14 protein-coding genes and 1 pseudogene are annotated in these 18,414 nt (G+C 74.1%); 2 read left to right on the top strand and 13 right to left on the bottom strand.

The window, feature by feature from the left end:
• Positions 1-32 precede the first annotated feature (32 nt).
• The 5 genes and pseudogenes from OHT74_RS10540 to OHT74_RS10570 all read right to left on the bottom strand — a co-directional run bounded on the left by OHT74_RS10540 (position 33) and on the right by OHT74_RS10570 (position 8,250).
• The gene (locus OHT74_RS10540; RefSeq protein WP_266663008.1) at positions 33-779 is read right to left on the bottom strand and encodes an NUDIX hydrolase; all 747 of its coding nucleotides are present in this window, start codon (positions 777-779) and stop codon (positions 33-35) included.
• 69 nt (positions 780-848) lie between these two features.
• Complete coding sequence (locus OHT74_RS10545; protein ID WP_328620121.1) at positions 849-2,816, bottom strand: glycogen debranching N-terminal domain-containing protein; 1,968 nt, start codon at positions 2,814-2,816, stop codon at positions 849-851.
• A gap of 257 nt (positions 2,817-3,073) precedes the next feature.
• Positions 3,074-4,336, bottom strand: a complete 1,263-nt coding sequence (locus OHT74_RS10550) for a DUF4192 domain-containing protein (protein WP_328620122.1) — start codon at positions 4,334-4,336, stop codon at positions 3,074-3,076.
• A 202-nt stretch (positions 4,337-4,538) separates the two neighbouring features.
• Positions 4,539-5,947: pseudogene (locus OHT74_RS42120) on the bottom strand (LuxR C-terminal-related transcriptional regulator); the annotation flags it as partial.
• 143 nt (positions 5,948-6,090) lie between these two features.
• Entirely contained in the window at positions 6,091-8,250 is a 2,160-nt protein-coding gene (locus OHT74_RS10570) for a RecQ family ATP-dependent DNA helicase (protein WP_328620126.1), read from the bottom strand.
• Positions 8,251-8,668: 418 nt separating this feature from the next.
• Here OHT74_RS10570 and OHT74_RS10575 point away from each other — a divergent pair, with 418 nt between their 5' ends.
• Positions 8,669-9,298: a hypothetical protein gene (locus OHT74_RS10575; RefSeq protein WP_266663016.1), complete on the top strand. Its 630-nt coding sequence runs from the start codon at positions 8,669-8,671 to the stop codon at positions 9,296-9,298.
• Between the two features lie 157 nt (positions 9,299-9,455).
• Here the strand turns inward: OHT74_RS10575 and OHT74_RS10580 are convergent, their stop codons facing one another.
• The 3 genes from OHT74_RS10580 to OHT74_RS10590 all read right to left on the bottom strand — a co-directional run bounded on the left by OHT74_RS10580 (position 9,456) and on the right by OHT74_RS10590 (position 11,556).
• Positions 9,456-10,115 carry a hypothetical protein gene (locus tag OHT74_RS10580; RefSeq protein ID WP_328620127.1) on the bottom strand — a complete coding sequence of 220 codons (660 nt, stop codon included), beginning with the start codon at positions 10,113-10,115 and terminating at the stop codon, positions 9,456-9,458.
• Between the two features lie 59 nt (positions 10,116-10,174).
• Positions 10,175-10,885 carry a ribonuclease HII gene (locus OHT74_RS10585; protein WP_328620128.1) on the bottom strand — a complete coding sequence of 237 codons (711 nt, stop codon included), beginning with the start codon at positions 10,883-10,885 and terminating at the stop codon, positions 10,175-10,177.
• Positions 10,886-10,953: 68 nt separating this feature from the next.
• Positions 10,954-11,556, bottom strand: coding sequence for a TetR/AcrR family transcriptional regulator (locus OHT74_RS10590; RefSeq protein WP_266672626.1), 603 nt, complete (start codon positions 11,554-11,556; stop codon positions 10,954-10,956).
• Positions 11,557-11,682: 126 nt separating this feature from the next.
• On the opposite strand from OHT74_RS10590, the gene OHT74_RS10595 reads away from it, so the two are divergent.
• Positions 11,683-13,251, top strand: a complete 1,569-nt coding sequence (locus OHT74_RS10595) for an MFS transporter (RefSeq protein WP_266663022.1) — start codon at positions 11,683-11,685, stop codon at positions 13,249-13,251.
• Positions 13,252-13,327: 76 nt separating this feature from the next.
• Here OHT74_RS10595 and OHT74_RS10600 read toward each other — a convergent pair whose 3' ends face one another.
• The 5 genes from OHT74_RS10600 to OHT74_RS10620 form a co-directional block, all read right to left on the bottom strand.
• Complete coding sequence (locus OHT74_RS10600; RefSeq protein ID WP_328620129.1) at positions 13,328-15,034, bottom strand: DUF4153 domain-containing protein; 1,707 nt, start codon at positions 15,032-15,034, stop codon at positions 13,328-13,330.
• A 220-nt stretch (positions 15,035-15,254) separates the two neighbouring features.
• Positions 15,255-16,172: an ADP-ribosylglycohydrolase family protein gene (locus OHT74_RS10605; protein ID WP_266663026.1), complete on the bottom strand. Its 918-nt coding sequence runs from the start codon at positions 16,170-16,172 to the stop codon at positions 15,255-15,257.
• An 11-nt stretch (positions 16,173-16,183) separates the two neighbouring features.
• Positions 16,184-16,843, bottom strand: coding sequence for a histidine phosphatase family protein (locus OHT74_RS10610; RefSeq protein ID WP_328620130.1), 660 nt, complete (start codon positions 16,841-16,843; stop codon positions 16,184-16,186).
• Positions 16,844-16,917: 74 nt separating this feature from the next.
• The gene (locus tag OHT74_RS10615; RefSeq protein ID WP_053787769.1) at positions 16,918-17,523 is read right to left on the bottom strand and encodes a YdbC family protein; all 606 of its coding nucleotides are present in this window, start codon (positions 17,521-17,523) and stop codon (positions 16,918-16,920) included.
• Positions 17,524-17,555: 32 nt separating this feature from the next.
• Complete coding sequence (locus OHT74_RS10620) at positions 17,556-18,410, bottom strand: arylamine N-acetyltransferase family protein (protein WP_328620131.1); 855 nt, start codon at positions 18,408-18,410, stop codon at positions 17,556-17,558.
• Positions 18,411-18,414: the final 4 nt, after the last annotated feature.

The following is an 18,414-nucleotide window of genomic DNA, read 5'->3' on the forward strand; positions in this document are numbered from 1 at the left end:
GGGGTGGCGGGGGTGGCCGGGGTGGCGGGGCCTCAGACTTCCGGGCGCAGCATGGGCGGGTTGAGCAGGGTCGCCCCGCCGGCCCGGAACAGCTGGGCGGGCCGACCGCCCTGACGGGTCGTCGTCCCCCCGGCCGGCACCAGGAACCCGGGAGTCCCGGTGACCTTGCGGTGGAAGTTGCGGGGGTCGAGGGCCACGCCCCACACGGCCTCGTAGACCCGGCGCAGCTCGCCGACGGTGAACGCGGGCGGGCAGAACGCGGTGGCCAGCGAGGAGTACTCGATCTTGGAGCGGGCCCGCTCCACGCCGTCGGCGAGGATCCGGGCGTGGTCGAAGGCGAGCCCCGAGGCCGCCTCGTCCTCGACGGCCAGGAGCTCGTCGACGGGGGCCCAGCGCGCGCTGTTGGCGTCTCCGCCGGCCCGGGGTGCGGGCAGGTCCGGAGCCAGGACCAGATGCGCCACGCTGACGACACGCATGCGCGGATCCCGCTTCGGATCCCCGTACGTGGCCAGCTGTTCGAGGTGCGCCCCGTTGCCCGCGCCCGGCTCGGCCGGGTCGTGGGCGCACAGGCCGGTTTCCTCGGAGAGCTCCCGGGCCGCGGCCGCGGCCAGGTCCTCGTCTCCGCGCACGAAGCCGCCGGGCAGGGCCCAGCGTCCCTGGAACGGCTGCTCACCCCGCCGGACGACCAGCGCACAGAGCGCGTGACGCCGCACGGTGAGCACGACCAGGTCGACGGTGACTGCGAAGGGCGGATAGGCCGACGGGTCGTAGGGCGACATGCCGCGATCATAGTCGTCTGCCTGACGATAAACAGAGCTTTCGTGATCCCGAAGGCGGCGATCGGCAAGCTACCCGCCCAGTTGGAGCGCATCGGCCGCCTCCTCCACCATGGCGAGGCCGAGCCGGCTGATCCGGACGGCGAACGGCTCCCCCGAGACCCGCAGGCCGGAGAACCGGAGGGCCCCGAGGGGAGCACCGGGCAGCGGGACGAGGGCGACCGTGCCCGCGGGGGCGTCGGGACGGATCCCGGCGAGCGCGGTCAGGGCATGGACCCCGGCGGCCGCGGCCACCGCCGCGGGGCGGCAGGCCGCCGGGTGCGGAAGCGGGGCGCTGCCCACCGTGCGCTGCTCGGCGGCGTACATCTCCGGCAGCCGGTACCCGAAGCTCTCCGCGGCATCCAGGAGGCCGCGCAGCAGTCCGGCGGCCTCCTTCTCGAAGCCGGCCTGGGCCAGCCCGGCGACCGCCAGGGCACTCTCGTACGCCCGCACCGCGCCCGAGCGGTGGCCGAAGGGGTTGTGACCCGGTTCCCGGAACGCCATGCTGCGCAGCCCCCATCCCGAATCCATGGCGGGGGCCCCGAGGAGGCGGGCGAGCTGTTCGGTGCGGACCCGGTCCAGCAGCCCCGGGGCGAGCCGACCGCCGCCCAGCAGGCCGGTGTCCAGGAGGTGCACGGCCGCCCCCGTCAGCCGGGGCAGCGGCCGCCCGTCGGGGTGCAGGGCCGCCGCGGGCCGTCCGCCGTCCGGGCCGTCGATCCAGAACGCCTCCCGGACCCGCTTCCGCAGCGCGGCCGCCCACTCCCGCCACTCCTCGGCGCCGGGCCGCCCGCATCCGGCGAGCAGGTCGGCCCCGAGCAGCGCGGCCCGGTGGGCGTGGGCCTGGGTCTCGCAGCGGCGCGGACCGGGGTCGGGATCGGCCAGGAACCCGTCCTGCCCCAGGGCGCCGCGCAGCCAGTCCAGGCACCGCTCGGCCGCCGGGAGAAGCCGGGCCACCTCGCCCTCGGGCATCCCCCAGCGCCGGGCCTCGGCGAGCACCGCCGGGAAACCGAGGGTCGCCTCGGTGCCGGTGCACCCCGGAGGCAGTTGCGGACCCGCCCCGCGCAGCGGCCCCGGGATCTTCCCGGCGTCGGGGCCGCGGCCCCCGGTCTGGGTCCGGGCGAGGGTGCGCAGGGTGGCCGCGGCGAGCCCGGTCCCGAGCGGCAGCGCCATCCGGGCGGCCCAGAGGGACTCCGCCGGGGCCAGCCCGAGCCGCCACGGCACCCCGGCCGCGGCGAACGCATCGGCCGGCTCCTCGCGGTCCCGCATCAGCAGCGCGCCGAGATCCTCGACGCTGGTGCGGAACCAGGCCTCGACCCGCGGGTCGTCCCCCTCGGCCCGGGCGTCGGCCAGCGGATTGGCCACCTGCCCGGCCGGGGCCCGCGCCGTGCGGTCCTGCGTGGTCCGCAGCTCGATGGTGCGGGACTCCCCCGGCCCCAGCTCGAGTTGCCAGCGCAGCAGTCCCGCCGAGGCGAGGGCGTCGTCCGGGGCCGGTTCGGCCGCGGTGACGGCCTGCGCCTCCCCGGTGCTCCAGCGCAGCCCGGCGGCATGCACCCCGGCCGGCAGTTCGGGCCCGGTCCGGCCGGCGGCCACCGCGGCCAGCTCCGCCAGGTCGGTGCCGAGCGCCACCTCCACGGGAAGGCGCATCGGCCGGGCCGCGAAACTGCGCAGGGTGATGCGCTCGGTGCCGTCCGCGTGCCGGACCCGTTCCACGCCGATGTCGGGGTCGGGGCCGGCTTCGGCCCCGGTACGGACGGTCGCCGTGAAGGCGGCCCGGTCGGAGCCGAGGCTGCGGCCCTGGACGGCGACCGGTTCCCGGCCGCCGACCCGGAGCACGCAGCGGGACAGCAGCCGCCGCCCGGAGCGGTAGATCCCGTCGATCCCCCGTCCGGTCAGCTGGCCGTGTTCCGGCGAGATGACCAGGCAGGGCGCGGCGACGCAGATGACGGCGCCGTGCACGGGCGGCAACTCGGTCCTGCGGGCGGGCGGTACGGAGTGGGCCATGGGTCGCCTTGTCTGGGCTGTCTGCGCTCCGGCCGGTTTCGCTGGGCGGCGGCGCGGCCGGGCCCCCGCCACCCTCCAGCTGAACGCCCCCGCCCCCGCCCGGGTCACGGGCCCCGGGGGCGGCTGCGCCCGTACTGGGCCGTGCCGGTGACGCAGTCGCCGCCGCAGGGCGGTGATCGCAGCGTTCCGGATCCGCCGCACGTGCTTCTTTCCGCTCCGGCCCGGGCCCGTACTCCGGCCCCTGGCCCGGTCCCGGCTCACTGTTCGCTCCCTGCGGTGCGGCGGGGATCGCGGCGGGGCTGTGCCTCCCGGCGGCCGGGAGGGCGGGTGGTGGCCGCTGCACGCTTGCGGCGGGGTTCCCGGCGCCGCCGCTCCTCCCGCAGGCAGGCCCGCAGCCCCTCCGGGTCGATGCCCTCGTTGCAGGCGTGGTGGAGCAGTTGGGCGAAGCGGTACTCGCCATCGGCCCGCAAGGCCAGCCCGAGGGCGATCCGGGCAGTCGGCTCGTCGCCGGTGGACCACGAGACCCAGCCGACGAGGGTGAGCGGCGCCGCCGCGTGCTCCCCGTAGGCCCCGACGCAGCGGCGGGCCAGCGCCCGCCACAGCCGCAGGGCCGGGGCTGCTTCCTCGCCCTCCATCCACTCGGCCGCGACGTCCCGGATCTCGCGGTCCTGGAGGCCGAGGATCACAGTGGCGGCCTCGTCGTGGCCGAGCAGGGCGTCGTCCCACTCGTCGGCTCCGGGGCCGCCCTCGACGGGCGGGGCGAGGGTCAACCGCCGCATCAGGGTGCGGGCCAGCGTGACGGTCTCCGCGCCGACCTCCTGCTGGGTGGCCCCGTCGAGGATCTTCGGTACGAGGGCGGCGGCCGCCCGGTCCAGGGCCCGCTCCATCTCCACCGCCGCACCGCCGCGCAGCGGTGCCAGCCGGCCCTCGATCTCCCGGAGGGAGCCCCTGACCTGGAGTCCGGCGAAGGTGGCCGTCGCCGCCATCACCGAGGTGCCGGTCGCGGCCAGTGGGCTGCCTTCGGCCGGGCAGCACCGCTCGTCGGGGCAGCAGTAGGACCAGTACCGCCCGCCGGAGATGCAGAGCGCCTCCATCACGGGCACGTCGAGCGCGCCGCAGGCCAGCCGGATGCGTTGGGCCAGCGGCCGCAGCCGGGTCATCACCCGCTGGCCGCTTTCGTCGCCGGCCGGGTCCTGGCAGAGGAAGACGACGATGCCGTCGGGCTTGTCGCCGCGCCGTTCGCTGCCCCGGACCAGGCAGTCGGCGACCTGCCGGGCGGTGTCCTCCCATTCCGCGGGGGCCGAGGGGATGCCGACGCGGAGCCGGCCGCCGAAGCGGCCGCCTTCGCCGTGCACGGTGACCATGACGAGGGAGTCGGTGGGATGGAAGCCGAGCATGTAGGGCAGCGCGTCGGCCAGTTCGGCCGGGCTGCGCAGGGTGATCCGAGGGTCGAGGGCGGGTCCGGACGGGCTGATGGAGGGCCGGTCGGACGGGCTGCGTGATTCGCGGTCGTTCGTCATGCCCCGACGGTCCCGCGGACGATCGGATCCCGAAACCCCTGTGGATAACTCTTGATCGTTCAACATCCACAGGTTCGGAGTGCCGTTGGCGCGATGTCGGAACCATCGCGTTGCATGGGGGCATGAACGCAGAACTCTGGCTCACGCCCGCACCGTCAACTCCGCCCAGCGTCCGACTCCGCCGACCGGCGCGGCGGGTGCCCTATTCCCCGCCGACCAGCAGTCGACCCAGAGCCGCGGGGAGTTCTGCACGCCGGCAGATGCTGAGCTTGCGGGACGCGTGGGTCAGATGGATTTCGACGATACGCCGGGCCAGGTGCAGGAGCTCGCCGATCTCGGCGTTCGTCCCGCCGCCCGCAGCGAGTTCCGCGATGCGCCGCTCGCTGTCGGTCAGCGCGGCCGGCCCGGTATGCGGTGTCGCGGCGCGCCGGGCGCCGCCCTCGCGCGGCACCTTTTCGGCCACGGCGCGCAGCCGGACCGCGCCGATCCGTTCGGCGCGCTCGGCCGCTTCCCGCAGCGGATCGCGGGCCCGGGTCCGGTCCCCGGCGGCGGCGAGCTGCCGGCCCTGAGCGATCAGCGCGGGATCAGCTCCGTCTCGGCCGGCGTGTCCCGCAGCAGCGCTACGGCCTGCTCGGCCGGCTCCAGGCCGCGCAGAACCCCGGTCGCCATGCCCAGGCAACGCCCCAGCAGGCGTGGTGTGTTCCCGAGCGTGGCCAGCCGCAGCTCCTCCTGGGCCAGGGCGAGGGCCTCCTCCGGCCTGCCCAGGGCCAGCCGGCATTCGGCTGCGGCGGTCCGCCACGGCCTGACGACCGGGCTGACCACGTCCCGTACCGCCTGGCGCCGTCCGCACTCCAGGAAGTCGTCGAGCGCTCCGGCCGGATCACCGCACGCGGCGCGCAGATGCCCGCGGGCGTACAGGAAGCGGGGCAACTCCCAGGAGTCGGGCATCTCCCGGGGGTCACAGCGGTCCGCGAGCGCCGCGGCCCGCTGCGCATGGCCGGTTTCGACCAGCGCGACGACGGCGACAGCATCCACGTGTGTCGGCAGGCGCCGGTTGCCGGTTGCCGGTTGCCTCCGGAGTCTGCCGCGTATCGGGCCCGACGATCAGACCGGCGTACCCGCCGAGTGCGGCGGCGATGTCCGCCCGTACGTTCAGCAGCGGCCCGTGCATGGGATGCAGCAGCGAGGCGCGCTGCCCGGCCAGACCCCGTTCGACCAGGCGCTCGGCCTCGTCCAGTTCGTCGGCCCACAGGGCCACGGCCGCAGCCGCGGGCGCACCGAGCAGGATCGATTCTGCGAGCAGGTCGGCGGGTTCCTCCAACAGGGCCCGGACCCGGTCCATGGCCACCCGGGCCGAGAGCAGGCCGTCCGCCGACTCGTACCGCACCAGCAGCGCCTGCCCGGCCGTGCCGACCGGGGCGGGCGAGCGCCCGGCCCTCTCGCTCAGCTGCCCGTACGCCTCGCGCCGTACGGGCTGGTCGGGTCCGACAGCAGCGCCGAGGCGGTCCGCACGGCGCGGGCCAGATCCGGATGGTCCGTCAGCTGCTCGTCCGGCGACTCGCCGAGAAGCGGGGCCGCACGGCCACGGCGGTACGGGAGACGACCTGCCGCAGCCGGTGGTGATCGGCATGCCGGAGCCCGTGGTCCGCCGGATGCCGGCCACGCAGGGCGACCGCCTGCAGGACACCGGGAACCACCTGACCCTGGCCGCACCCCCGCCCGCCGCCACGGAGTACCGGCCGCGTGGCCGACGTTCAGCCTGCCGTCGCGAGGATCAGCGGTAGGACCGGCCCGCTGCCCGCCTGGCGGAGCAGGCGGGCAGCGACCGCCAGGGTCCAGCCGGAGTCGGAGTAGTCGTCGACGAGGAGGACGGGCCCGGGCGACTGCGCCAGGACCTCGGCCAGTTCCTCGGAGACGGCGAAGGTGCCGGCCAGCGCCCTGAGGCGCTGGGCGGAGTTGCTGCGGCGTGCCGCGTGGGCGCCATCGGGCCCGGTGTAGGTCAGGGTGCCCAGGTACGGGAGGCGGCCGATGCTCGCGATCCCCGCCGCGAGGGAGCCGACGAGCTGCGGGCGGGCGAGGGACGGTACGGCGACGACGCCCACGGGCCGGGCGGAGGCATCCGGGACATCGGGTGCCCAGCCGCCCGCAGAGCGCGCCCAGTCGGCGAGGACCGCCACCGCGGCGTGCAGCACGTCGTCGGGGACGGGTCCATCGGGGGCGTTCTCGGCCAGCAGGGGGCGCAGCCGGTTGCCCCAGCCGATGTCAGAGAGCCGGCCCAGGGCCCGCCCGGTGGAACACTGCTCGCCGGCCGGGATGCGTCCCTTGACGTTGATGCCCAGTGCGGACATGCCCGTCGGCCACATCCGGCGCGGCTCCACCTCCACCCCCGGGCGGTCCAGTTCCTTCGCCGCCCCGCTCAGCGTCTCCGCCGACACGGAGGAATCGGCCCAGGCGCCCGCGCAGTTGTCGCACCGGCCGCACGGAGCCGCCCCCTCGTCGTCCAGCTGCCGGCGCAGGAACTCCATCCGGCACCCGGACGTGCTCACGTAGTCGCGCATCGCCTGCTGTTCGGCGGCCCGCTGGCGGGCGACCCACGCGTACCGCTCGGAGTCGTACGTCCACTCCCGGCCGGTGGAGGACCAGCCGCCCTTCACCCGCTTGACCGCTCCGTCGACGTCGAGCACCTTGAGCATGGTCTCCAGCCGGGTGCGCCGAAGCTCCACCGCCGCCTCCAGGGCCGGTACGGACAGCGGCCGTCCCGCATCGGCGAGGGCCGACAGGGTCTGCCGTACCTGGACCTCGGGCGGGAAGGCGGTATCGGCGAAGTAGCGCCAGATGGCCTCGTCCTCCTTGCCCGGCAGCAGCAGTACCTCGGCGTGTTCCACACCGCGCCCGGCGCGGCCGACCTGCTGGTAGTAGGCGATCGGCGAGGACGGCGAGCCGAGGTGGATCACGAAGCCCAGGTCGGGCTTGTCGAAGCCCATGCCCAGCGCCGACGTCGCGACCAGCGCCTTGACCCGGTTCTCCATCAGGTCGACCTCGGCCTGCAGCCGGTCGGCGTTCTCCGTCTTCCCCGTGTACGAGGCCACCGGGAAGCCGCGCTGCCGCAGGAAGGCGGCGGCCTCCTCGGCCGCGGCCACCGTCAGCGTGTAGATGATCCCCGAGCCGGGCAGCTCGTCCAGGTGCTCGGCGAGCCAGGCCAGGCGGTGCGCGGCGTCCGGCAGCTGCACCACGCCGAGGCGCAGGCTTTCGCGGTCCAGCGGGCCGCGCAGCACCAAGGCCTCGCCGGCGCCCGTTCCCAGCTGCTCCGCCACGTCCGCGGTGACCCGGGCGTTGGCGGTCGCGGTGGTGGCCAGGACCGGCACACCGGGGGCGAGGTCACCGAGCATGGCCCGCAGCCGGCGGTAGTCGGGGCGGAAGTCGTGGCCCCAGTCGGAGATGCAGTGGGCCTCGTCGACCACCAGCAGACCGGTGGTGGCCGCGAGCTTGGGCAGCACCTGCTCGCGGAAGTCCACGGAGTTGAGGCGTTCCGGGCTGACGAGGAGGACGTCGGTCTCGCCGCGCTCGACCTCCTCGTAGATGGTGTCCCACTCCTCCGGGTTGGCCGAGTTGATGGTGCGCGCCTGGATACCGGCCCGCGCCGCCGCCTCGACCTGGTTGCGCATCAGCGCCAGCAGCGGCGAAATGATCACCGTGGGGCCGGAGCCGCGCCGTCGCAGCAGGGCGGTGGCGACGAAGTACACCGCCGACTTGCCCCAGCCGGTGCGCTGTACCACCAGGGCCCGCCGGCGCTCCTCCACCAGGGCCGCCACCGCCTGCCACTGATCCTCCCGCAGCCGCGCCGAACCTCCCGGGGCGCCTACGAGCTCGGCAAGGACGGCATCGGCTTCGGTGCGGAGCTCCAGGTTGTCCATGCCCCCCATGCAACCGGATGGCACGGACAATCGGCCAATTCACCCAACGTGACGAGCACGTCACGGACGGCCTGCGCGTCGTACGGCGCGAGCGGCCACGCCGGGGAGAGCGCCTCCATCAGGGCTGGACCGGGACCCCGGCGCCGCCGTCGACTCTGGCCCGTAGCGAGTGTTTCCGCTGGCACTGGGCGCTTCGGCCCGAGTCGAATGAGTCATCTTCGGTGTGACGGGGCAAGGATATGAACGGCATACCGGCGAATTCCGGTCGGCGGCGCCAATTGCTCGTTGCCGCATGCTCACGGGCCACGCGAGAATCGGAGTGCTCCCGCTCGGCTCGACGGCGCTCTCCTGGGCCGCGCCGCGGCGTGCCCGCACTTCAGCTGTGCCCGTCCGCGGGCGTGTACCCGAAGGGAGGACCGTGACCTTCGGATTCGCCCCGCCCTCGACCACGTCTCTGACACAGGCAGCCGGCGGCGCCAGCCGGCACGGCCGACTGCTGGAACCCGCCGAGTGGAGTTCGGCGGGCATCCCCCTGCTGCGCAATCCGCGCGAGGTGGTCAGCGGGCTGCACTCCCGGCACGGTCCGGTGCCCTCGACGGCGGTGATCGCCGTCCTCGGCCCCGAGGAACAACTCGTCGCGAGCGCCTCCTTCGTCCAGCGCTCGGCCTCGGCCGACGGCTGGGAGTACCGCAACGCCCTGCTCGCCGCGCTGCGCCGGGTCCTCCCGCACGACCTGCGGCGCCGGACCCCGGTGCGGACGGCGGTCCTGCTGTACTGCCGCGAGGGCGACGAGCGGTGGACCGAGGAGGACGGCGCCTGGATGTGGGGTCTGCGGGACGCCTGCACCCTGCACGGGCTGCGCTGCGGCGCGTACATCACGCTGACCCGCGGCGGCTGGCAGGTGCTGGGCGAAGGCCGGGGCGGCCGGCGGCCCAGCTCCGACTCGCGCCCCGAGCGCCTCGGCGACACCGTGGCCGAGTTCCCCCCGGTGACCCTGCGCACCGGCGGCGGCGCGACCGAGGTCCTGCGCCGTACCGCCGCGCGCTGAGCCCCGCCGCACCCGTACGCCGGCCCGCCCGCGGGCAGCCCTCACGGCCGCACACCCTGGAGCGGGCGTACGGCAGGTCAGGCCTCGGGCTTCAGCGGGGCCGGCTCCGCCGGACACCCCCTGGCCCCGCCCCTCGACCGCGCCGGGGTACGGGGCGTCAGACGCCCGTGCCCAGCACGGAGTTGATCTGCTGCGGGTCGCCGCACACGATGAGCAGCGCACCGGCCCGCGTCAGCGCGGTCGGCAGGGCGGCGGCGGTCGCCTCGGCCGGTCCGCCGTTGGCCGCGAAGACCACGACGGGACGGCCCGCAGCGCGCTGGACCTGCGCCGCGTCCGCGTAGAAGACGTCGTCCCCGGCATCGTGCAGGGCCCAGTACGCGGCCTCACCGAAGGACAGCTCGTGAGCGGCCCACGGGTGCGGGTCGCCAGTGGTGAACAGCAGGATGTCGCCGGGCGCGCGCCCGGTGTCGAGCAGCAGGTCGACGGCCTCTTCGGCCGCGTCCAGGGCACCCTCGGCGGAGGCCGGGATCAGCTGGATCTGCGGCACCGCCGCCGAGACGGACGGTGCGGTGGGGGCGGCGGGAACGGGTCCGGGGGCGGCCTGCGGCGCACGCTGCGCGGGCGGGGCGGGCCTGGGGGCACCTCCCGCGCGGCTTGCCGCTGCGGGGGAGGGACCGGGGCGTCCGGGCCGCGGCACGGCGGCGGGACGCGGACCAGGTACGGGGCGGGGGGTCTGCGCGGTGCGGCTCGCAGCCGGCGTGACGCGGGGACCCTGGGCACTCTCGTGAATCTGAGGCTCCTCGGGGGTGAGAGGCATGAGTTGATGTCTATCAAACACCGGTACGAAACGTACCGTCGGGTGGCACGTGGGTGCGATCAGAAATCGAAGCCGAGTTGGCCTCCGTTTTCCAGCTCCACCGCCTCCTCGCTGCGGCGCACCTTCTTGAGGTGGCTCCACCGGGGCAGTGCATCGAGGTACGACCACGAGAGCCGGTGGTACGGGGTCGGCCCCAGTTCCTCGAGCGCGGCCCGGTGCACGGGCGAGGGGTATCCGGCGTTGTCACCGAAGGCGAAGTCCTCGATGCCGCCGCCCTGTTGACCGAGTTCGGCCATCATGCGGTCGCGCCTGACCTTGGCGATCACCGAGGCCGCCGCGACGGCGACGCAGGACTGGTCGCCCTTGATCACCGTACGAACCCGCCAGGGCGGGCCGAGATAGTCGTGCTTGCCGTCGAGGATCACCGCGTCGGGCCGCACGGGCAGCGCCTCCAGGGCGCGCTCCGCGGCGAGCCGCAGGGCGGCGGTCATCCCGAGTGCGTCGATCTCCTCCGGGGAGGCGTGCCCCAGGGCGTACGCGGTGACCCAGGTCTCCAGGACGTCGAGGAGCGCATCGCGTCGCTTCTGGGTGAGCAGTTTGGAGTCGGTGAGCCCTGCGGGCGGCCGGCGCAGACCGGTGACCGCCGCGCACACGGTGACCGGACCGGCCCAGGCCCCTCGTCCGACTTCGTCGACCCCGGCGATGACCTTGGCGCCGGTGGTTGCACGGAGGGAGCGTTCGACGGTGTGGGTGGGTGCTTCGTACGGCATGGCGCCAGCAAGGTTACGCCGCCCCGAGCCGACTGCACACCCCGGCCCGGGTGAGTCGGTGCGGCGTCTCACCCCCTGAGCAGCGGCACCATCACCTGATCGATCATTTCCGCGATGTCCGGATCGGACCATTCGCTCCCGCACACCTTCGCGCCGTACATCATCATCGCCGGAATGACGTCGGCGACGAACGGACCGGTCGCATCCGGCCGCACGTCTCCCCGCTCGATCCCCCGCTGGACAAGCTCCCTGATCAACCGATGGGCGGGCTCGTGCAGCCCCGCCCGGATGACGTCGTGGAACCGGCCCGCATGGGTGTGGTCGCATTCGTGAAGGACGGCACGCAGCGCCTGGCCGGCCCGCGACTCCATCACCTCCCGCATCCGCACACACAACCGGATGAGGTCGCCCCGGATCGATCCGTGGTCGGCGATCCCCCCGATCGGCGGCAGCCCGGTCCGCAGCACGTCGGCCACCAGGTCCGCCTTCGAGGGCCAGCGCCGGTACACCGCCGCCTTGCCGGTGTGCGCACAGGCCGCGACGCCCTCCATGGTGAGCCCGTTCCAGCCGACGGTGCTCAGCTGCTCCAAGGCCGCGTCGAGAATCGCCCGTTCGAGTTCCGGACCCCGCCTGCGCCCCGGTGATGTCGCTGACCAGCGCGAACCCACCATCACCTCTGCCTCCGGCCGACCCACGCGCCCCTCGCACGCGTTTTCAGCCTTAGTGAACGGTTGCGTTCACTATCAAGGGCCTCCTACCGTGGACCCGCAGTGAACGGATGCGTTCACTATTTCACTATGGGGGGTTCCACGGTGAAAGGCTCTCAACTCGCCACGCCCCGGATACCGGGCGCGGCCCGCCGGGAAGGCCGCCCGGGCGTGGCACTCACGGTCATCGCCGCGTGCCAGCTGATGGTCGTCCTCGACGCGACGATCGTGAACATCGCACTCCCGCACATCCAGACCGCCCTCTCCTTCTCCACCACCGACCTGTCCTGGGTGATCAGCGCGTACACGCTGGCCTTCGGCGGCCTCCTGCTGCTCGGCGGCCGGGCGGGCGACATCCTCGGCCGGCGCCGCGTGTTCCTGACCGGAATCCTGCTGTTCACCCTGGCCTCCCTGCTCGGCGGCTTCGCGCAGGAGCCCTGGCAACTGCTCGCCGCCCGCGCCCTGCAGGGGGTCGGCGGCGCGATCGCCTCGCCGACCTCGCTGGCCCTGATCACCACCACGTTCGCCGAAGGCCCCGAGCGCAACCGGGCGTTCGGGGTGTTCGCGGCCGTCTCCGCGGGCGGCGGCGCGATCGGCCTGCTGGCCGGCGGGATGCTGACCGAGTGGCTCGACTGGCGCTGGGTGCTCTTCGTCAACGTGCCGATCGGCGTGCTGATCGCCGTGCTCACCCCGCTGTACATCACCGAGTCCGAGCGCCACCCGGGCCGGTTCGACATCGCCGGCGCCCTCACCTCCACCGGCGGCATGGCCACGCTCGTCTACGGGTTCATCCGCGCCTCCGAGGATGGCTGGCGCGACGGGCTCACCCTCGCCTCCTTCGCCGCGGCCGTCGTCCTGCTCGCGCTCTTCGTGGCCATCGAGTCGCGGGCCCACGAGCCGATCATCCCGCTGCGGATGTTCGCCGACCGCAACCGCGCGGGCACGTACCTGATCATGCTCGGCCTCGCCGCCGCGATGTTCGGCATGTTCTTCTTCATCGTCCAGTTCGTCCAGAACGTGCTGGGCTTCTCCCCGATCCGGTCGGGGCTAGGCTTCCTGCCCGTGACCGTCGCGATCGTCACCGCCGCCGGCCTCTCGCAGCGCTTCCTGCCACGCTTCGGCCCCAAGCCGTTCATGGTCGCCGGATCCGGCCTCACCGGCATCGGACTGGCCTGGCTGACCCTCATCCGCACCGACAGCTCGTACGTCTCCGGGGTCCTCGGGCCGATGCTGCTGTTCGGTTTCGGCATGGGCCTGAACTTCGTGACGCTCACCCTCACCGCCGTCTCCGGGGTCGCCCAGCGGGAGGCGGGCGCGGCGTCCGGGCTGCTCAACGCCAGCCAGCAGGTCGGCGGCTCCCTCGGCCTGTCGATCCTCGTCACCGTCTTCGGCACGGCCAGCCGGAGCGAGGGCGAGAGGCAGATGCCGGACTTCATGGCCCACGCCGATCCAGGGCAGGTGGCGGCCTTCACCGAGACCAAGCGGCTGCCCGACCCCTGGGGGGACCTCGTCCTCACCCAGGGCATCTCCACCGCCTTCACCGCGGCCGTCGCCATGGCCGGGCTCGCCCTGGCCACCGCGCTGCTGGTGATCCGGGTGCGCAAGAGCGACCTGGAGGCCCTCAACGGCGCCGCCGCGGAGGCCGGTCCGGCCGCCTGAGCCCGGTCCGGCGTACGGAGGCCCGGGCGCGGGGATGATCCCGCGCCCGGGCCCTCGTGCGACCTCCGCCGGGCGGCTACCCGGCGGTGCGGCTGTGGAACGAGCCGAGGCTCGAGCAGACCTCGTACGAGGCCTTCACCGGGCGCTCGCGAAGGATCTGCCGGGCCCGGTACTCACCGAGGCTCATCGCGTACCAGGGCACCCGACCGCCCCGCGACAGCTCGTTGTTGATGCCGCGCAGGGCGCAGGAGCGGCGGGGTTCGGGCAGCCGGTCCAGGGCGGGCACTGCATCCGCCGAGAGGGACTGGAAGTAGGCCAGGTCGATCTTGCCGTCCTGCTGGAAGCGGGCCACGTTCTTCTCGGCGACCATCCCGTCCGGGGACAGCAGCCCGAACGCCAGGACGGCGGCTGCCGCGCTGCCCGCGACCGCGCGCGGCAGCCGGCTCGCGCCGAACACCCCGGCAGCCATGATCAGTACGATGACCAGCCCGAGCCAGAGCTCCATCGCGGCCACCGAAACGCGCAGCCGGGTCAGTCCGTACGCGTCCACGTACAGGTCCATCCGGCGCAGCGCGGAGGCGACCACGACCAGGGTCAGCGCACACAGTGTGCCCAGGACGACGCCGACGAACCGCCGGTCGCCGGCCCCGGCGCGCGGGGCCCAGCGCAGGGCGAGCGCGATCACGGCGAGGGTGAGCAGGGTGGCCCAGAGCAGCTGCCAGAAACCCTGGCGGGCGTACTCGGCGTAGGTGAGCCCGGTGCTCTCCAGGACCTTGTCGTAGCCGCCGAACAGGGCAGCCAGCTGGACGGCGTTGAAGCCGGCGAAGAGCAGGTTGAGCACGACGAGCGGAAGCGCCCATTCGACGCGGGAGCGCGGCTTTCCGGGCGCCACCCGGATCCGGTCCCAGCGCGAGGGCGCCGCGGCGGCGCGGGCGGCGGCGAGTGCGAGGAGGGCTCCGAGCAGGAACAGCAGGAAGCGCACCGGGCTGTCGCCGACGGAGACGTCGGGGGTCAGCCCGCTGAGCAGGTCCGCGAAGGCGGCGTCGGCGGAGGCGAAGAGTGCGCCGAAGAGCACCAGCAGGACCACGGCCACCAGCGCTGCCTTGGCCACGGGCAGCCAGCGGCTCCGGTCGACTCCGCTGCCGCGCGAGCGCAGCCCGCTCCAGGCCCAGCGGAACCCGAGCACGGTGGCGTCGACGAAGCCGAGCGGGCTGAGCAGGACGCCGGGCCAGGTGCGGCTGCCGTGCAGGGCCAGTGCGCCGAGCAGGGCGGCGGCGAGCAGCGCGAGGGTGGAGGGCCAGCCGGCGTCGCGGAGCGCGGGTACGGCGAGGAGGGCTACGCAGCCGATCGCCCAGACCAGGGTCCAGGGGCGGACGGTACGCCGGGCCGCGCGGGCGGCGACGTACGCGGCGGCGATGGCGGGCACGACGGCGAGCAGCAGGCCGGGGCCCAGGCCGTCGCCGAGGAAGAGGGCCGAGGCGATGCCGGCGACGACGGCGCAGACCAGCACGGCGGTGGGCACGGGCCCGGCCTGCCCCGGCCGCGCGGCTTCGGCCCAGGCAAGCGGCGCGATGGACCACGCCCCGGACTCGGCCCGCTGCTGCCGCACTTGATAGACCCGCCACGCTTTGGGATCCCAGCCGGCGGGCGCAACGCCGGCCGGCGCCCCGGCGGCTGCGCGTGGCCCGGCCTTTGCCGGAGCCGGCTGCGCCGGATCGGCGGCTGAGCCCCCGACCGCGTCCCCGGCCGCGGCGTCGGCCACCCCTTCGGTGTTGTCTGACATCGGGTTCCCCTCCCCTGTCGGCCGCCCCCGTCGTCACGACGGAGGCGGCAGCGCGCGGACAGGGTAGGCCCGTGACGTGCGGCTTCAGCCATACCGGAACGGCCCCTGTGGCAGGACCGTGACAATCAGAACGGGGCATATCACCCACCGCGGGCGCCCGTTCCCCCGGCCCGGCGACGAGGCCGCAAGGCCACCCGGCCGCAGGCCACCGCGCCGTCGGCTAACGCGCCGCCGTCTCCGGCAGCCAGGCCGGCAGGGCCTCCGTACGGGCCAGCCAGGCGGCGGGCAGCACCGCGTCCCCGCGCGCCCCCAGCACCCCGCCGACGATCGCGCAGGTCGTGTCGACGTCGCCGCCCACCTGCGCGGTGGTCCAGAACGCCCGCTCGTAGTCGTCCAGCGAGCGCGCCGCCGACCACAGGGCGAACGGCACGGTGTCGTGGGCGCTCGTGCGCCGCCCACAGCCCAGTACCGCCGCGACCGTGGTCGCGTCGCCGTAGTCCAGCATGTCCCGTGCCCGCCGCAGCCCCGCTCCCACGGCGCTGCGCGGCACCAGCGCGATCACCCCGTCCAGCAGGTCGGCGGCCTTCGGCGGGCCGGCCGGAGCCGCCGCCAGTGCGGCCGCCGCGGCGACGGCCATCGCCCCGCACACCGCCTCGCGGTGCTGGTGGGTGGTGTAGGCGGAGATCTCCGCCTGGTGCGTGGCCTGCTCGGGGTCGTCGGCATACCAGGCGCCCAGCGGCGCGATCCGCATCGCAGCGCCGTTGCCCCACGAGCCCTGCCCGTTGAACAGCTCGGCGGCCAGCGTGCGCCAGTCCTCGCCCTCCCGGACGAGCCGCAGCATCCGGTTCACGGCGGGTCCGTAGCCGCGGTCGAAGTCGTGGTGGTGGGCGAAGGAGCTCGCCAGGGCGTCCTGGTCGATGCGTCCGTGGTCGGCGAGGACGGCGACCACCGAGCAGGCCATCTCGGTGTCGTCGGTCCACTGCCAGGTCTCGGTGCCGGCGGGCACCTCGCGGCGCTTGAGGAGGGGGTAGTTCACGGGGACGAAGTACTGGGAGCCCAGGGCGTCACCCAGAGCCAGCCCGCGGAGGCTGGCCATGGCGCGTGCGTAGCGCCTTTCGGAAGAGGAGTCAGAGGTCATCCCGCGTCACTTTAGCCGTCCAGGTCATAAGGCTCCGGTGTGGTCCACCGCTCAAATGGGCGGTCCATCCGGTATCGGCCGTCCGGACCGGGCACAAGCACCCGGAATTCGCCGTTCCCCGGGTTGGAGAGGGCCTCGAACTCGGCCACCGACCAGTGGAACCAGCGCATGCAGAACAGCCGCATGGTCAGGCCGTGCGTCACGAGCAGCACGTTCGGCGGATGGTCCGGGGCCTCGAAGCTTCGGTAGAGGCTCTCCAGGAAGGACCCGACGCGGTCGTACACGTCCGCGCCGGACTCGCCCTGCGCGAAGCGGTAGAAGAAGTGCCCGTACGCGTCGCGGTACGCCTTCTGCAGCCGTACGTCGTCCCGGTCCTGCCAGTTCCCCCAGTCCTGCTCGCGCAGCCTCGGCTCCTCGCGCATCCGGACCCGCGCCGGGTCCAGCCGCAGCTCCCGGAACGTCTGCAGGGTCCGGCGGTAGGGGGAGACGTACGCGCTGACTGCTTCGTCGCCGAACAGCTCGCGCAGCCGTACGCCGGCCTCCGCGGCCTCTTCGTGCCCCCGGCGGGTCAGGCGCAGGGCGTGGTCGGGCTCCCGCTCGTACACCGTGTCATCGGCATTGCCCTCCGATTCCCCGTGCCGGACAAGGACGATGCGCCGTGGTCGTGCCATTCCCCGACCCTATTCGGCCACCGGCGGGCCGGGCACGCCGGGCACGCCGGACGGACCCGCCGATCGTCGTACGGTCATACCGTCCAGGATGATTCGAGGTCGACGACGTCACCGGTGAGGGCTTCCACGTCGGCTTCGGTCTGGGCGCGCAGCGAGAGCCGTTCGACCCGTTCCTGACGGTACTTGCCGTGTTCGGCGGCGGCATGCCACATCGACAGCACGAGGAACTCCCGCCCCGGCGCCTCCCCGAAGAGGCCCCGGATCATTCCGGGTGAGCCGGCCATGGCGGGGTTCCACACCTTCTCCTGCATGAGGGCGAAGTGGTCCACGCGGCCCTCCCGCACCCGGGTGTGGGCCACGCGCACGACGTCCGCGTCGGTGAACCGCGGCTCGAAGCCGGTCTTCACGTCGAAGCGGTGGTCGAAGAGCGTCACCCGCGCATTGGTGTACGTGCCGGTCTGGGCCGCTGCCAGCCGGTCGTACGACCGGGCCATGAAGGAGTCGTAGAAGGAACGGCTCTCCCAGAACGCAAAAACATGCGCGACCCCCTGCCTCCCCCGGCTCCAGCCGCCACCCTGTCCCCGGAATCCCGGCTCGCCAGGCAGCCCCGCCCATTTGCGCTGCCCGCGCTCGAACCCGCGTCGGTCCGTCACCGTGCAGCGAATCCACTTGACCAGCACCGCGCCATCGTACGGGCCCGGCGCGGCCCCGGTCAGTCCCTATGGCGGTTGATCCGCGCCAGTTCCTCCGCATCCCGCCCGGACAGCCGAAGCCCGAACTCCCGGTCGAGCAGCGCGAGCAGCTCGTCGGGGGCCACGGACTGCCGCTCGACCCGCCCGTCGGGGTACAGCCGGGTGAGCTCGCGCCCCACCAGCGCCCGGCGAACGGGGTGGTGGACGGAATCGCCCGGCTGCTGGACGATCACCTGCCCGACGAAGGCGGAGCGGGGGTGGGAGGAGCTGTAGTGGTTGAGCAGGACGTAGTCGACGGGGTAATAGGGCTGCGGGGAGAACGCATACAGGTCCCGCCAGGTCCCCTCGCGCAGCATGCACAGCACGAGGATCCCGTCGCCCTCCTCGCGGACGGCGTACGTCCACTCCCCCTGCACGACCTCGGCTCCGGGCCGCACCAGCGGGACGGGCTCGCGCGGGCCCTGGTGGCCGAACCCGGCGTCGCACAACCAGGGTTCCCCCTCGACGGTGGCGACGAGGACGGCGTGCGTCACCGCGAGCAGGGCGTCCCCCCGGGTGCGGTTGCGGGCGCCGCGCCCGGACACCTCGAAGCCGATCCGCTCCAGGGCAGCGGCCAGCAGCGAGTTCTGCTCGTAGCAGTAGCCGCCGCGGCGGTCGTGCACGAGCTTGTCCTCCAGGGCCTCCTTGACACCCAGCTCGACGGGGCGGCCGAGCAGCACGTCCAGGTTCTCGAAGGTGATGGCGCCGGTGTGGGCCCGGTGCACTGCGTACAACGTCCCGAGGTCCGGCCGGAGTTCCCCGTCGTCCCCGACGGGCCCGTCGTAGCCGATCCGCGCCAGATAGGCATCGAGATCCAACTGGTCACCGCTCCACATGTCT

This window comes from Streptomyces sp. NBC_00354 (genome assembly GCF_036106915.1).
Lineage (GTDB): Bacteria > Actinomycetota > Actinomycetes > Streptomycetales > Streptomycetaceae > Streptomyces.

Coding starts and splice junctions, on each gene's coding strand:
- OHT74_RS10605 (WP_266663026.1), bottom strand. CDS start 16,172: ATGACCTCTGACTCCTCTTCCGAAAGGCGCTACGCACGCGCCATGGCC.
- OHT74_RS10550 (WP_328620122.1), bottom strand. CDS start 4,336: ATGACGAACGACCGCGAATCACGCAGCCCGTCCGACCGGCCCTCCATC.
- OHT74_RS10580 (WP_328620127.1), bottom strand. CDS start 10,115: ATGCCTCTCACCCCCGAGGAGCCTCAGATTCACGAGAGTGCCCAGGGT.
- OHT74_RS10570 (WP_328620126.1), bottom strand. CDS start 8,250: ATGGACAACCTGGAGCTCCGCACCGAAGCCGATGCCGTCCTTGCCGAG.
- OHT74_RS10600 (WP_328620129.1), bottom strand. CDS start 15,034: ATGTCAGACAACACCGAAGGGGTGGCCGACGCCGCGGCCGGGGACGCG.
- OHT74_RS10610 (WP_328620130.1), bottom strand. CDS start 16,843: ATGGCACGACCACGGCGCATCGTCCTTGTCCGGCACGGGGAATCGGAG.
- OHT74_RS10590 (WP_266672626.1), bottom strand. CDS start 11,556: ATGGTGGGTTCGCGCTGGTCAGCGACATCACCGGGGCGCAGGCGGGGT.
- OHT74_RS10545 (WP_328620121.1), bottom strand. CDS start 2,816: ATGGCCCACTCCGTACCGCCCGCCCGCAGGACCGAGTTGCCGCCCGTG.
- OHT74_RS10540 (WP_266663008.1), bottom strand. CDS start 779: ATGTCGCCCTACGACCCGTCGGCCTATCCGCCCTTCGCAGTCACCGTC.
- OHT74_RS10585 (WP_328620128.1), bottom strand. CDS start 10,885: ATGCCGTACGAAGCACCCACCCACACCGTCGAACGCTCCCTCCGTGCA.
- OHT74_RS10595 (WP_266663022.1), top strand. CDS start 11,683: ATGGGGGGTTCCACGGTGAAAGGCTCTCAACTCGCCACGCCCCGGATA.
- OHT74_RS10620 (WP_328620131.1), bottom strand. CDS start 18,410: ATGTGGAGCGGTGACCAGTTGGATCTCGATGCCTATCTGGCGCGGATC.